Genomic DNA, 14,308 nt, shown 5'->3' with positions numbered 1-14,308 from the left:
GGAAACGGACATGAAGAGCGAACATGCCGCGCGGATGCTGCCGGTGGATCACGATCAGGCGCTGCTGGTCGGGCGGATGGAACTGGCCGATGGCCCGACGCCGGTCGTCGTGAAGGGGGGCAAGGTCATCGACGTATCGGCCCACGCCGCGACGGTCGCCGACCTGCTGGAACGGAGCGATATTGCGCTGCTCGACGGTCCGGTCGTGTGCGATGCGGCGGCGTTGGCCGATCCGGCGGGCGAGCATCCGCCGATCCTGTCGCCGATCGACCTGCAATGCGTAAAGGCGGCGGGCGTGACCTTTGCCGTTTCCGCGCTGGAGCGGGTGATCGAGGAACGCGCGCGCGGCGATGCCGATGCGGCGCAGGGTATTCGCGGCGATCTGGAAGCGCGCATCGGCGGTGGCATCCGCTCGGTAAAGCCGGGTTCGTCCGAAGCCGCCGAACTGAAAGCCGCGCTGATCGACGCGGGCATGTGGTCGCAGTATCTGGAGGTCGCGATCGGCCCCGATGCCGAGGTGTTCACCAAGGCTCCCGTCCTATCGACGATCGGATGGGGCGGCGACGTCGGCATCCGGTCGGACTCGTCGTGGAACAACCCGGAGCCGGAAATCGTCGTCGTCGCCACCAGCGACGGCAAGGCGGTCGGCGCGACGCTGGGCAACGACGTCAATCTGCGTGATTTCGAAGGCCGCTCGGCGCTGCTGCTCGGCAAGGCGAAGGACAATAACGCCTCGACCGGGATCGGCCCGTTCATCCGCCTGTTCGACGACCATTTCACGATGGATACGGTGCGCAACGCCGTGGTCGACCTGCGCATCGACGGTCCCGAAGGCTATGTCCTGACCGGCGCCAGCACGATGCGCGAGATCAGCCGCGATCCCGAGGATCTGGTGCGGCAGGCTTTGTCCGAACATCAATATCCCGACGGCTTCGTCCTGTTCCTCGGCACGTTGTTCGCGCCGGTGCAGGACCGTGACGAACCGGGCCGAGGCTTCACCCACAAGCCGGGCGATGTCGTGCGGATCTCGACCCCGTCGTTGGGCGAGCTGGCCAACACCGTCACCACGTCGAAGGCTGCCGATCCATGGAATTTCGGCATCCGAGACCTGATGCGCAACCTTGCGCGCCGCGGCCTGATCGCCGCCTGACACCTCTTTGCTGGAAGCACCCATGTCGCCTGACGATTTCGCCTACCCGATCGCGCCCGAAGCTCGCGCCTCGTTTCCTTCGCTTGGCAACAAGCGTGTACTCATCACCGGCGGCGGGTCGGGGATCGGCGCGGGCGTGGTCGAGGGGTTCGTGCGGCAGGGCGCACACGTCACCTTCTTCGACATTGCCGAAGCGGATTCGCTGCAGCTGATCGCGGAACTGGCGGACGTCGGTCCGACCCCGAAGTTCAAGCGGGTCGACCTGACCGATATCACCGCGCTCAAGACGGCGATTGCCGATGCGATTGCCGAGGGTGGCGAATTCGACGTGCTGGTGAACAACGCTGCCAGCGACGATCGCCACACGATCGAGCAGGTCGACGAAGCCTATTGGGACAACCGGATGGGCGTGAACCTGCGCCACCTGTTCTTCGCGGCACAGGCGGTGATCCCGGGCATGAAGGCGAAGGGCAAGGGCGTGATCGTCAACATGGGGTCGATCAGCTGGCATCTGGCGCTGGAGGAACTGACCCTCTACCAGACTGCCAAGGCCGCGATCGAGGGGCTCACCCGCAGTTTCGCGCGCGAACTGGGCGGCGACGGCATCCGCTCGGTCTGCGTCATTCCGGGCAATGTCCGCACGCCGCGCCAGCTGAAATGGTACACGCCCGAGGGCGAGGCCGAGATCGTGAAGGCGCAGTGCCTGAACGGGCGGCTGGTCGCGGGTGACATCGCTGCGATGATCCTGTTCCTTGCCTCCGACGATGCGCGGCTGGTAACCGGGCACAGCTTTTTCGTTGATGCAGGATGGCGATAGGATGACGAAGGTACAGAAGTCCGAACCGGTCAGCGTCTGGGATCTGTCGGCACCGTTGCTGGAAGGGCCGAATTGGGTCGACCGCGACAACGCGCTGTGGTTCGTCTGTATCAAGACGCCGCGCATCCACCGCTATGATCCGGCCAGCGGCGAGCGGCGCAGCTGGGCCGCGCCGGGACAGTGCGGGTTCGTGCTGCCCTCCGCCGATGGCAAGTTCATCGCCGGGCTGCAAAGCGGGTTGCACCGCTTCGATCCGACGACCGGCGCGTTTGCGTTGCTAGTCGATCCGGAACCCAATCTGCCGGGCAACCGGTTGAACGACGCTACGGTCGCGCCGAACGGTCAGCTGTGGTTCGGGACGATGGACGATGGCGAGCGTGCTGCGACCGGTGCGATCTATCGCCTTGCGGCCGACGGCACCGCCATCGCGTCCAGCCCGCAGGTCGCGATCACCAACGGACCGGCGGTCAGCCCCGATGGCAGGACGCTGTATCACGTCGATACGCTGGGCGGGCATGTCTATGCCTGTACCGTCGCCGCAGACGGATCGCTGACCGACAGGCGACTGTTCGTGACGATCCCGAATGCCGAAGGCCATCCCGACGGACCGGCGGTCGATGCGGAGGGTTGCGTGTGGATCAGCCTGTACGGCGGCTGGGGCATCCGCCGGTATTCGCCCAAGGGCGAGTTGCTGGAAACGATCCGGCTGCCGGTCGACGCGGTCACCAAGGTCGCGTTCGGTGGATCCGATCGCAAGACGGTCTTCGCGACGACGGCCAACAAGCATCATGATGCGGATCAGGCCGCGGCGCAGCCGCTGGCGGGCAATCTGTTCCGCTTCGAGGTCGACGTGCCGGGCGTGGCCGGGCAGGAAATTTCGGTCGGAATCTGACCCGGTCAGGCGGTCCGCAGCCGTCGCCAGTTGCCGATATGCGCCATGGCGAGCGCGAGGCTGCCGGCGACGGTCAGCGCGGTTTCCGCACCGGGCATGCTGCCGAACGCCAGTCCGGCGGCAAGCCCGGCAAGGCCCACGCCGCCCAGCAGCAGCGGGACCACCGCGCCATGCACCCGCCATCCGCCAACCAGTGCCAGTCCGCTGATCGGTATCGCGGTCAGCAGCAGCGCGAGATGCAGCCATTCCGACGACGGCAGACCGATCGTCGCCAGCGCGGGCAACAGCGCGAACAGGATCGGCAGGCCGATGCAATGGATCAGGCAGAGCAGGGACGCACCGATCGCGGCGCTGTCGAGAAAGGTCGAACGTTGCATGCCGACGCAAATGTGACTTTATATCATCGACCGCAAGGGGCTCAGGTCGATTTTCGAACGACCAGTTCGGGCGGCAATAGGGTGGGGGCGGTCGCGCGCCGGTCGATCTGCCGGATGAGCATATCGACCAGCAATTCGCCGGCGCGGGCATAATCCTGTCGGATGGTGGTGAGCGGTGGCTGGGCCAGCGACGCGGCGGGAATATCATCGAAACCGACCAGCGCGACATCATCGGGAACGCTTCGCCCCGATTCCGCCAGCGCGCGGACCGCACCCAGCGCGATCATGTCCGATGCGGCAAAGATCGCGTCGAACGCGATGCCCCTCCCGATCAGCCGGCTGGCAGCGTCATAGCCCGACGCTTCGCTCGACAATGCGTCGACCTGCAACCCCGGATCGACGGGCAATCCGGCGTCCTGCAACGCAGCGGCAAGCCCGCGAAAACGGTCTCGCGACTCCGGATACCGGCTCGACGCGTCGCCGAGGAACGCGATTCGCCGCCGTCCCCGCTCGATCAGGTGCCGGCCCGCATCATGCCCGCCGGCGAAATTGTCGCAGCCGATGACGGTGCCGGGATGGGCCGGATCGGCCGATCCCCACCGCACGAAATGCGTGCCCTGCGCCACCAACTGGTCGAGTCGCCGCGAATAATCGTCGAAATCGCCATAGCCGAGCAGGATCAGCCCGTCCGCCTTGCGGCTGTCCTCGTAATCGACATGCCAGTCGGCCGAGAGGTGCTGGAACGAGGTGAGCAGGTCATAGCCGCGCGCCCCGCAGGTGTGCAGGATCGATCCCAGCATCGACAGGAAGAACGGGTTAATCCGCGATCCGTCGGGCGCAGGGTCCTCGAAGAACAGCAGCGCCAGCGTCGACGTGCTGCCGCGCCGCAGTGCCGACGCGTTCTTGTCGACCTTGTAATTCAGCTGCGCGGCGATCGCCTCGATCCGCAGCCGCGTCGCGGCGCTGACCGTCCGGTCGCCGCGCAATGCCCGGCTGACGGTCGGCTGCGATACGCCGGCCAGCGCCGCGATATCGAAGGAGGTCGGCTTGTCGCCCGCCGGCATGACTGGTCCTTTGCGGCCGGCTGTCGGCCCGATCGATCGAGAGAAAGCACCGGTGTAGCGGTGCCGATCCGCCATCGGCAAGCATCGACTGAATACGTATGCTGTCCGCTTCCCAAGCGCGACCGATGGTTTCAATAAGAGGGTATGGACGAACCGGGCGGAAGAACCGGGGAATCGAACAACGTTGGGGAGGATTGGGATATGCGGTATTCATCGCAGGCGCTGACATGCGCCCGGCTGGCACGCGGCGCGAGCATCGCGGCATTGATCGCGGCAGGCGCATTGGCAGGAAACGGCAGCGCGTTGGCGCAAGCGACGACCGCAACGGAGCCGACCACGGTTCAGGCCGACGGCACCGACCCGACCGATCCCGCGACGAACGCGGACGAGGATATCGTCGTCACCGGTTTCCGCGCCAGCCTCGAAAATGCGGTCGCCGAAAAGAAGAACCGCGATCAGGTCGTCGAATCGATCAGTGCCGAGGATATCGGCAAGCTGCCCGACGCATCGATCGCCGAATCGATCGCCCGCCTGCCGGGTCTGACCTCGCAGCGTGTGTCGGGTCGTTCGAACTCGATCTCGATCCGCGGCTTCGCGCCCGATTTCTCGACGACGTTGCTCAACGGTCGCGAACAGACGTCGACCGGCGACAACCGCGCCGTCGAATACGACCAGTATCCCGCTGAAATCATGAGCCAGGTCCTGGTCTACAAGACCGGTCAGGCGAACCTGGTCGGACAGGGCTTGTCGGGTACCGTCGACCTGCGCACCGTCCGTCCGCTCGAATATGGTCGTCAGGCGATCTCGATCGGGGCACGCGGCACCTATGCCGACCTCGGCAAGCTGAACGCCGGGTCGCGTGACAAGGGCTATCGGGTCAGCGGCACTTATGTCGACCAGTTCGCCGACGACACGATCGGCATCGCCCTGTCGGCCAACTATCTCGACGAACCGTACCAGATTCAGGAATTCAACGCCTGGGGCTATGCCGGTTTCAACGGGCAGGGCGTCATCGGCGGGTCGAAGTCCTACGTCACCTCGACGCGTCTCAAGCGGCTCGGCCTGTCGGGCACGCTGCAATACAAGCCGGTCGATAATCTGACCGTTACCGTCGACGGCTTCTATTCGGACTTCAACGACGATCAGTTGAAGCGCGGTATCGAACTGCCGCTCGGCTATGGGCAATCCTTCAACGATCCGACCCAGCCGCAGGGCGTCAAGCTGACCGGTACGACCGCCAACAGCGACGGCTTCGTCACCGCCGGCACGTTCGGCAATGTCGAGGGCGTCGTTCGCAACGACGCGTTCGAGCGCAAGGCGAAGCTCTATGCATTCGGCTACAATATGGCATGGCGCGGCGACGATGGCTGGAACGCCACGCTCGATGCCAGCTATTCGCGCACCGACCGCGAAGAGATCATCCTCGAAAGCTATGCCGGCACCGGCTATGGCCAGAATGTCGGCGCAAAGGACACGATCAGCTTCACCAGCGGCAAGACCGGCACGCGGTTCAGCCCGACGCTGAACTATTCCGATCCGAACCTGATCCTGCTGACCGATCCGCTCGGTTGGGGCGGGTCCAACCTGCAGGCCGGCTATTTCAACGACCGCAAGGTGCAGGACCGGATCGCGCAATACCGGTTCGAGGTAGAGAAGGAACTCGACGGCTTCTTCGGCGCGGTCAAGGCCGGGCTGAACTATACCGATCGCGACAAGTCGCTCGATCCGCGCGAAAGCCTATTGGCGCTGAGCGGCGGCCTGCGCTCGCTGCGGATCCCCGACCAGTATATTCAGGAACCGACCAGCCTCAGCTATCTGGGTCTCGGACCGATGCTGAGCTACGACCCGCGCGACCTGTTGGCAGGTGGCGTCTACCAACTGAACGCCAACACCAGTCCGGACGTGCCGGCAAAGGCGTTTCGTATCGAAGAAGACCTGATGACGATGTACGTCCAGGCGGACATCGATCAGGAAATCGGCGGATCGGTCCTGACCGGCAACGTCGGGGTGCAGGCCGTGGCGACCGAACAGAAGTCGTCGGGGCTGATCGCCGCCAACCAGGTGCTGTCGCCGGTGACGCGAGGTACGGATTACTGGGACCTGATGCCCAGTCTCAACCTGTCGCTGCGCATGCCCGGCGACTGGGTGATCCGTGCGGGTGCCGCTCGGCAGGTACAGCGGCCGCGGCTCGACGATATGCGCGTCGCGCTGGGCTTCGGCTACAATCCGCAGGAACAGCTGATCACCGGCGGCGGTGGCAATCCGTCGCTGCGCCCGATCCGGTCGAACTCATTCGACCTGACGCTGGAGAAATATTTCGGGCGTGCGGGCTACATCGCGGCACAGGGCTTCTACAAGGACCTGAAGTCGTACGTGTACAACCAGACGCTGCCGTTCGACTATTTCGCGTTTCCGACCCCGACCGGCACGCCTGCGGGTACCCCGACCCTCGGTCGCGTCGACCGGCCGATCAATGGCGAAGGCGGCAACATCTACGGCGTCGAACTCGCCGCCACGCTGCCGCTCAGCACGTTCGTATCGTTCCTCGACGGGTTCGGCGTCACCGGGGGCGGTTCGTGGACCAGGACCCAGATCAAGCCCGATCCCAACTCGCCGCCGGAAAACATCCCCGGCTATTCGAAATGGGTCGTCAACGGCACCGCCTATTTCGAAAAATGGGGCTTCAGCGCGCGGGGGTCGGCGCGGTACCGGTCGACCTTCGTCGGCGAACTGTCGGGCTTCGGTGGCAATCGCCAGCGTCGCCGGGCGCTCGACGAAACGATCATCGATGCGCAGGTCGGCTATGAATTCCCGAAGGGAACGACGCTCGAAGGGCTGTCGCTGTTCGTGCAGGGACAGAATCTGACCGACGAACGCTTCGCGACCGTCGATCCGTCGTACGATCTCGCGGTGATCGATTATCAGAGCTATGGCCGGCGCTTTCTCGCCGGGGCATCGTTCCGGTTCTGAAGCCCCATGCCGGCCGTCCGTAACCGGACGGGCGGGGTGACGTGACGGGAGGCGTTGATGGCGATCGATCAGGTACCCGTCCGTAGCGTGGCGATCGTCGGTGGCGGTTCGGCCGGCTGGATGACGGCAGCGGCGCTCGCGCGCTTCCTGCCGGCGGATACGCGGGTGACGCTGATCGAATCCGATGCGATCGGGACGGTCGGGGTGGGCGAGGCGACGATCCCGCAGCTTCGCCTGTTCAATCAACATCTGGGGATCGACGAGGACGACTTCGTCGCGCGCACCGGGGGCAGTTTCAAACTCGGTATCGAGTTCGCCGGCTGGAACGGTACGGACAGTCGCTACCTCCACGCCTTCGGTACGATCGGCCGGTCGCTGGGGCTGGTCCCGTTCCATCACTACTGGCTGGCGGCGGGCGGCGGCGACGCGCCGGAATCGCTATGGTCGCACAGCGCGTGTGCGGCCGCGGCGTCGGCGAACCGGTTCGATCGCGATCCGGGCAATCCGCAGGCACCATCGGGCATCGCGTGGGCCTATCACTTCGATGCGGCGCGCTACGCCGCGTATCTGCGCGAACGCGCCGAGGCGGGCGGGGTCGAACGGGCCGAGGGGCGGGTCGTTGCGGTCGGTCTGAACGACGTCGGGATCGACACCGTCACGCTGGACGATGGACGGACCATCGCGGCCGACTTCTTCGTCGATTGTTCGGGGTTTGCCGCGCTGCTCATCGGGCGGCTGGCGGGCGATCGTTGGGACGACTGGTCGGCGCTGCTGCCGTGCGACCGGGCACTGGCGGTCCCCTGCGCCGCGACACAGCCGGTTACGCCCTATACCCGCGCCACTGCCCGGTCGGCGGGATGGCAGTGGCGCATCCCGTTACAGGCGCGGACTGGGAACGGGCTGGTCTATTCGAGCGCGCATCTGTCCGACGACGAAGCAGCGGCGACGTTGCTCGGCAACCTCGACGGAGCGGCGCTGGCCGATCCCAGGCCGCTGCGCTTCACCACCGGGCGTCGCCATGCGCCGTGGATCGGCAATTGCGTCGCGCTGGGACTGGCGGCGGGGTTTCTGGAGCCGCTCGAATCGACGTCGATCCATCTGGTCCAGTCGGGCATTGCGCGGCTGTTGTCGCTCTGGCCCGCCTCCCGGCCGCGTCCCGCCGATATCGCCGCGTTCAACCGCCAGTCGGAACGCGAATGGCTCGGCGTTCGCGACTTCCTGATCGCGCATTATGCGCTGAACGGTCGTGACGAACCCTTTTGGCAGGAACGCCGTGCGACGCCGCTGCCCGATAGTCTGGCGGAACGCATCGCTCTGTTCCGTGAATCCGGCCGGATCGTTCGCGACGAACACGAATTGTTCGCTGAAGTCGCATGGGTGCAACTATTGGTCGGGCAGGGGGTGCGGGCCGGCGGCTATCATCCGCTCGCCGATGCGCTGCCCGCCGAACGCCGCAGCCAGTTTCTCGACATGAGTTCGAAACATGTCGCCGCCACGGTCGCGCGGATGCCGACCCATGACCAGTTCCTGCGCGCCCACTGCCCGGCGCCCGATGTAAAGGTTGCCGCGTGATCCGATCCCTGCTCCTCGCCCTGACGCTGGGTGCCAGCGCGCTGCCTGCCGCCGCGCAGGATTTTCGCGCCCGCGCGCCCGAGGACGAGGTGATCTATTTCGTGCTGCCCGACCGGTTCGAAAATGGCGACCGCGCCAATGATCGCGGCGGCCTGACCGGCGACCGGATGGTCCATGGCTATGATCCGACCGCCAAGGGCTTCTACCATGGCGGCGACCTGAATGGGCTGACCGCGCGACTGCCCTACATCCAGTCGCTCGGCGCGACCGCGATCTGGGTCGGACCGATCTTCAGGAACAAGCCGGTACAGGGTGGTCCGGGACAGGAATCGGCGGGCTATCACGGCTATTGGGTAACCGACTTCACGCAGGTCGACCCGCATCTCGGCACCAACGCCGATTTCAAGGCGCTGGTCGATGCGGCACATGCGCGGGGGATGAAGGTCTATATGGACATCATCGCCAACCACACCGCCGACGTGATCCAGTATCGCGAATGTGCCGGCAAGAGCGCGTGCGTCTATCGCAGCCGCGCCGACTATCCCTATGCGGCAAAGGGCAAGAACCGTGGCTTTGCCGGCGACGGCGTGCAGACGGCCGAGAACTTTGCCAAGCTGACTGATCCGTCCTTCGCCTACACCCCCTATGTACCTACGCCCGAAAAAGCGGTGAAGGTCCCGGCGTGGCTCAACGATCCGATCTATTACCATAATCGCGGCAACACGACCTTCACCAACGAAAGTTCGCAGATGGGCGACTTCGTCGGGCTGGACGATCTGATGACCGAAAACCCGCGCGTCGTTGCCGGGATGATCGACATCTTCGGCGGGTGGATCGACCGATTCGGCATCGACGGATATCGCATCGACACGGCTCGGCACGTGAACCCCGAATTCTGGGCAGCGTTCGTGCCGGCGATGCGCGACCGTGCCCGGGCGAAGGGTATTCCGAACTTCCATATCTTTGGGGAGGTTGCGATGTCGTCGCTCGACGCGGGCGGGCTGGCGGCGTGGACGAAGACTGGCAAGTTTCCGGCGGTCCTCGACTTTTCGTTCCGCGAAGCGGTTTTGCAGACCGTCGCCGGCAAGAAAGGTACTGACGCGTTCGAAACCGTGTTCGACGGCGACGTCCTGTATGCCGGTGGCGAGGCGATGGCGCGGCAATTGCCAACCTTTACCGGAAACCATGACAATGGCCGCTTCGCCTTCTACCTCCGCCAAGCGCGACCCGAGGCGAGCGATGCCGAAATCCTGTCGCGCGTGATGCTGTCGAATGCGATGCTGCTGACGCTGCGCGGCGTGCCGACGATCTATTCGGGCGACGAACAGGGTTTCGCCGGCGACGGCAACGATCAGGACGCGCGGGAAGACATGTTCGCATCGCAGGTTGCGTCGTACAACGACAACAAGCTGGTCGGGACCAATGCCACTACGGCGACCGCGAACTTCACCCCGACCCACCCGCTGTATCGGCAGATCGCCGACCTCGCGAAGTTGCGGACGGCGACCCCGGCGCTGACCCGTGGACGGCAGCTATTGCGCGTGCGGGAGGAAACGCCGGGCCTGCTCGCGATGTCGCGCTTCGATCCGACCAGCAACGCCGAAGTCCTGTTGCTCTTCAACACCTCGACCGCGCCGATCACTCGTAATGTACAGGTCGAAACCGCCTCGATCCGCTTCCGCGCGCTTGCCGGTCGTTGCGGCACCGTGACCGCGCCCGGCGCGATCCGTGTCGACCTTCCCGCCCTTGGCTATGCGGCATGCGCCGCGGAGACCCGATAATGACCGAGACTGCGAACGCCCGTCGCTGGTGGCACGGCGCGACCATCTACCAGATCTATCCGCGCAGTTTTTCGGACAGCAATGGCGACGGTATCGGCGATTTGCCGGGCATTACCGCGCATCTTGACCATGTCGCGTCGCTGGGTGTCGACGCGATCTGGCTGTCGCCGTTCTTCACATCGCCGATGAAAGACTTTGGCTATGACGTTGCAAATTATTGCGATGTCGATCCGATTTTCGGCACGCTCGCCGATTTCGACGTCTTGATCGCGCGCGCCCATGCGTTGAACCTCAAAATCATAATCGACCAGGTATGGTCACACACCAGCGATGAGCATCCGTGGTTTGTCGAGAGCCGGTCGAGCCGCACGAACCCCAAGGCCGACTGGTACGTGTGGGCCGATGCCAAGCCCGACGGTTCGCCGCCCAGCAACTGGCAGTCGGTATTCGGCGGTCCGGCATGGACGTGGGACGCGCGGCGCGGCCAGTATTATCTGCACAACTTCCTGAAGGAGCAGCCGCAACTTCATGGTCACAATGCGGAATTGCAGGAGGCGTTGCTGGACACGGCGCGCTTCTGGCTCGACCGCGGCGTCGACGGATTCCGGCTCGACGCGATCAACTTCGCGATGCACGATCCCGAACTGCGGGACAATCCGCCCATGCCGAGCAACGGCAAGACCCGGACCCGCCCGTTCGATTTCCAGCGCAAGCTGTATAATCAGGGGCATCCGGACATTCCGGCCTTCCTTGAACGGGTGCGCGCGCTGTTCGATAGCTATGACGGCGACCGTTTTACGGTGGCGGAGATTGGTGGCGACGACGCGACGCGTGAAATGAAGCTGTTCTGCGCGGGCGATACGCGGCTCAACACGGCCTATGGTTTCGATTTTCTCTACGCCCCCGAACTGTCGCCCCGCATCCTGCGCGACGCGATCGAGCCATGGGACGACGGTTCGCCATGGCCGAGCTGGGCGTTCGAGAACCATGACGCGCCGCGCGCCGTATCCCGCTGGTTGCCCGAGGGGGCCGATGCCGATGCCTTCGGCCGGATCAAGATGATGCTGCTCGCCTGCCTGCGCGGCAATATCTTCCTGTACAATGGCGAGGAACTGGGCCTGCCGCAGGTCGAGATCGCGTTCGAGGATTTGCAGGACCCGGAGGCGATCGCCAACTGGCCGCTGACCCTGTCGCGCGACGGGGCGCGCACCCCGATGCCATGGGCGGCCGATGCCGACAATCTCGGTTTCGGCAAGGGCAAGCCGTGGCTGCCGGCCGGTGCTACCCATCGCCCGCTGGCGGTCGACCGGCAGGAGGACGACGCCCGTTCGTTGCTAAACTTCACGCGCCGCGCCCTGCGCCTGCGCAACGCACATCCAGCGCTGCGGTCGGGCAGCATGACCATCGTCGAGGCATCGGACGCTATCCTCGCCTTTGAACGCGAGCTCGATGGGCAGGAGTTGTTGTGTGTGTTCAATCTATCGACTGCCGCGTCGGCATTTGCGGCGGGCGCCGGCTGGCGCGCCATCGAAACCATTGGCGACGTTGACGGGGACCGGTTCGGGCCGTTCGCGGCGCAGGTCGCGATCCGCGATCAAGCATAAGGAATAATGGGTTGAGGATGTTCAAACTGGCGCTGGCATTGGCCGGCGTGACCGCCATGGCCTCGCCCGCCTTTGCCGAGGTCGTCGCACGCGCTGCGTCGCCCGACGGCAAGCTGACGATTGCCATCAGTCTCGATAACGAAGGTCGTCCCAGCTATTCGGTCGCGAAGGATGGCAAGGCGGTGCTGAACGACAGCAAGCTCGGCTTCCTGTTCACTGACGCACCGAAGATCGAGCGCGGGCTGACGCTGGCGGGGACGAAGCGCGACCGGTCGGACAGCAGTTGGACACAGCCGTTCGGCGAGTGGAAGACGATCCGCGACAACCACACCGAACTGACCGTCACCTTCCGCGAGGCGAAGAACCTGAAGCGCGAGATGGCGGTCACCTTCCGCCTGTTCGATGATGGCGTCGGCTTTCGCTATACCCTGCCGAAACAAGTGAACCTGACGACGGTCAACATCGCCGACGAACTGACCCAGTTCGCCTTTGCCGAACCCGGCACCGCATGGTGGAAGCCGGCGTTCGAATGGAATCGTGAGGAGTATCTTTACAACAAGACCCCGCTCGACGCGGTCGGCACCGCCCAGACGGTGATGACAGTGAAGCTTGCCAGCGGGCGTCACGTCTCGATCCACGAAGCGGCGCTGACCGATTATTCGGCGATGAACCTCGCCCGGGCCGAGGGAACGACGTTTCGCGCGGTGCTGACGCCGGGGTCGAACGGTCCCAAGGTGACACGCGCTGCCGGGTTTTCGACACCGTGGCGGACGATTGCCATCGCCGACGATGCCGCCGGGCTGTACGCGGCCAGCCGGATCGGACTGAACCTCAACGAACCCAACAAGCTGGGCGACACGTCGGGCTGGATTCAGCCGGGCAAGTTCGTCGGCGTGTGGTGGAACATGATCAAGGGCGACTGGACCTGGGCGCGGGGGCCCAAGCACGGCGCCACCACCGCGAATGTCCGGCGCTACATCGACTTCGCTGCTGCCAACGGCATTCAGGGAGTGCTGGTCGAGGGATGGAATGTCGGCTGGGACGGCGACTGGCTCGGCAATGGCAACGACATGAACTTCAGCGGCCCGACGGAGGATTTCGATGCGGCAGCGCTGGCGGCCTATGCAAAGTCGAAAGGCGTACGCCTGATCGGCCATCATGAGACCGGCGGTTCGGTCAGCCATTATGACGCGCAACTCGACACCGCGTTCAAATGGGCGGCCGACCACGGCGAACGCGTGGTCAAGACCGGCTATGTCACCGATGCCGGCCAGATCGAGCGCATCGATGCCGATGGATCGAAGCATCGCGAGTGGCATGAAGGCCAATGGATGGTGAACCATCACCAGCGCGTCCTGAACGCTGCCGCCCGCTACAGGGTATCGATCGACAGCCATGAACCGGTCAAGGACACCGGCTTGCGGCGCACCTATCCCAACTGGCTGAGCCGCGAAGGTGGACGCGGTATGGAGTATAACGCGTGGGAAGGCGGCAAGAACCCACCCGAGCATGAAGCCAACATGGTCTTCACCCAATTTCTGGGCGGCCCGATGGACTTCACGCCGGGCGTGCTGAGCCTGACCGGCAGCAATGGCAGTGCGATCAAATCGACCATCGCCAAGCAACTGGCATTATATGTCGTGTTGTATTCACCGGTCGTCATGGCGGCCGATACGCCTGAAAATTATGCGCGTTATCCCGCCGCCTTCAAGTTCATCCGCGACGTGCCGACCGACTGGTCCGACACCCGCGTGCTGAACGGCGAGGTCGGCGATTATGCGACGATCGTACGCAAGGCGGCGGGCAGCAACGACTGGTATCTGGGCGCAATCGGCGACGAGGAAGCACGCAACTCGACGGTGACGCTCGATTTCCTCGATGCGGGCAAGACCTATACGGCGGAAATCTATCGCGACGGACCGGGCGCCGATTACCGGACCGATGCCCGCCATTCGATCGCCATCGAACAGCGGCCGGTGAAGAAGGGCGATACGATGACGATCGCGCTGGCACCCGGCGGTGGCGAAGCGATCCGGTTCGTGGCAGCGAAGCGCAAATAAAGTTCCTCCCCGGAACGGGGA

The 14,308-nt window shown here is 64.7% G+C and carries 10 protein-coding genes; 8 read left to right on the top strand and 2 right to left on the bottom strand.

Annotated elements, in window-relative coordinates:
* The first annotated feature begins 10 nt into the window (after window positions 1–10).
* The 3 genes from ASE90_RS17695 to ASE90_RS17685 are packed head-to-tail and all read left to right on the top strand — an operon-like array spanning window position 11 to window position 2,859.
* Window positions 11–1,150 carry a fumarylacetoacetate hydrolase family protein gene (locus tag ASE90_RS17695; RefSeq protein WP_056004001.1) on the top strand — a complete coding sequence of 380 codons (1,140 nt, stop codon included), beginning with the start codon at window positions 11–13 and terminating at the stop codon, window positions 1,148–1,150.
* Between the two features lie 22 nt (window positions 1,151–1,172).
* Window positions 1,173–1,967, top strand: coding sequence for an SDR family NAD(P)-dependent oxidoreductase (locus tag ASE90_RS17690; RefSeq protein ID WP_056003998.1), 795 nt, complete (start codon window positions 1,173–1,175; stop codon window positions 1,965–1,967).
* Between the two features lies 1 nt (window position 1,968).
* The gene (locus tag ASE90_RS17685) at window positions 1,969–2,859 is read left to right on the top strand and encodes an SMP-30/gluconolactonase/LRE family protein (protein ID WP_056003995.1); all 891 of its coding nucleotides are present in this window, start codon (window positions 1,969–1,971) and stop codon (window positions 2,857–2,859) included.
* A 5-nt stretch (window positions 2,860–2,864) separates the two neighbouring features.
* Here ASE90_RS17685 and ASE90_RS17680 read toward each other — a convergent pair whose 3' ends face one another.
* Window positions 2,865–3,236, bottom strand: a complete 372-nt coding sequence (locus tag ASE90_RS17680; RefSeq protein ID WP_056003992.1) for a MerC domain-containing protein — start codon at window positions 3,234–3,236, stop codon at window positions 2,865–2,867.
* 41 nt (window positions 3,237–3,277) lie between these two features.
* Window positions 3,278–4,300 carry a LacI family DNA-binding transcriptional regulator gene (locus ASE90_RS17675; protein WP_056003990.1) on the bottom strand — a complete coding sequence of 341 codons (1,023 nt, stop codon included), beginning with the start codon at window positions 4,298–4,300 and terminating at the stop codon, window positions 3,278–3,280.
* 201 nt (window positions 4,301–4,501) lie between these two features.
* Here ASE90_RS17675 and ASE90_RS17670 point away from each other — a divergent pair, with 201 nt between their 5' ends.
* Genes ASE90_RS17670 through ASE90_RS17650 form a run of 5 tightly spaced genes read left to right on the top strand, consistent with a single transcriptional unit; the run spans window position 4,502 to window position 14,287 of the window.
* Window positions 4,502–7,270, top strand: a complete 2,769-nt coding sequence (locus ASE90_RS17670; RefSeq protein WP_082449916.1) for a TonB-dependent receptor — start codon at window positions 4,502–4,504, stop codon at window positions 7,268–7,270.
* Window positions 7,271–7,327: 57 nt separating this feature from the next.
* Window positions 7,328–8,842 (top strand): tryptophan halogenase family protein, encoded by a 1,515-nt coding sequence (locus ASE90_RS17665; protein WP_056003987.1) that lies wholly within the window; start codon window positions 7,328–7,330, stop codon window positions 8,840–8,842.
* Window positions 8,839–10,623 (top strand): alpha-amylase family glycosyl hydrolase, encoded by a 1,785-nt coding sequence (locus tag ASE90_RS17660; RefSeq protein ID WP_056003984.1) that lies wholly within the window; start codon window positions 8,839–8,841, stop codon window positions 10,621–10,623. Before ASE90_RS17665 ends, ASE90_RS17660 begins: the two co-directional genes overlap by 4 nt.
* Window positions 10,623–12,227, top strand: coding sequence for an alpha-glucosidase (locus tag ASE90_RS17655; protein WP_056003982.1), 1,605 nt, complete (start codon window positions 10,623–10,625; stop codon window positions 12,225–12,227). Before ASE90_RS17660 ends, ASE90_RS17655 begins: the two co-directional genes overlap by 1 nt.
* Before the next feature lie 17 nt (window positions 12,228–12,244).
* Entirely contained in the window at window positions 12,245–14,287 is a 2,043-nt protein-coding gene (locus tag ASE90_RS17650; RefSeq protein WP_056003979.1) for a glycoside hydrolase family 97 protein, read from the top strand.
* The last annotated feature ends 21 nt before the right edge of the window (window positions 14,288–14,308 follow it).

This window comes from Sphingomonas sp. Leaf67, assembly GCF_001421965.1.
Classification (GTDB): Bacteria; Pseudomonadota; Alphaproteobacteria; order Sphingomonadales; family Sphingomonadaceae; genus Sphingomonas.
Note: the sequence above shows the minus strand (reverse complement) of the source record. Positions and strands in the feature narration are given on the sequence as shown.

Coding starts and splice junctions, on each gene's coding strand:
- ASE90_RS17695 (WP_056004001.1), top strand. CDS start 11: ATGAAGAGCGAACATGCCGCGCGGATGCTGCCGGTGGATCACGATCAG.
- ASE90_RS17655 (WP_056003982.1), top strand. CDS start 10,623: ATGACCGAGACTGCGAACGCCCGTCGCTGGTGGCACGGCGCGACCATC.
- ASE90_RS17675 (WP_056003990.1), bottom strand. CDS start 4,300: ATGCCGGCGGGCGACAAGCCGACCTCCTTCGATATCGCGGCGCTGGCC.
- ASE90_RS17685 (WP_056003995.1), top strand. CDS start 1,969: ATGACGAAGGTACAGAAGTCCGAACCGGTCAGCGTCTGGGATCTGTCG.
- ASE90_RS17680 (WP_056003992.1), bottom strand. CDS start 3,236: ATGCAACGTTCGACCTTTCTCGACAGCGCCGCGATCGGTGCGTCCCTG.
- ASE90_RS17650 (WP_056003979.1), top strand. CDS start 12,245: ATGTTCAAACTGGCGCTGGCATTGGCCGGCGTGACCGCCATGGCCTCG.
- ASE90_RS17690 (WP_056003998.1), top strand. CDS start 1,173: ATGTCGCCTGACGATTTCGCCTACCCGATCGCGCCCGAAGCTCGCGCC.
- ASE90_RS17670 (WP_082449916.1), top strand. CDS start 4,502: ATGCGGTATTCATCGCAGGCGCTGACATGCGCCCGGCTGGCACGCGGC.
- ASE90_RS17665 (WP_056003987.1), top strand. CDS start 7,328: ATGGCGATCGATCAGGTACCCGTCCGTAGCGTGGCGATCGTCGGTGGC.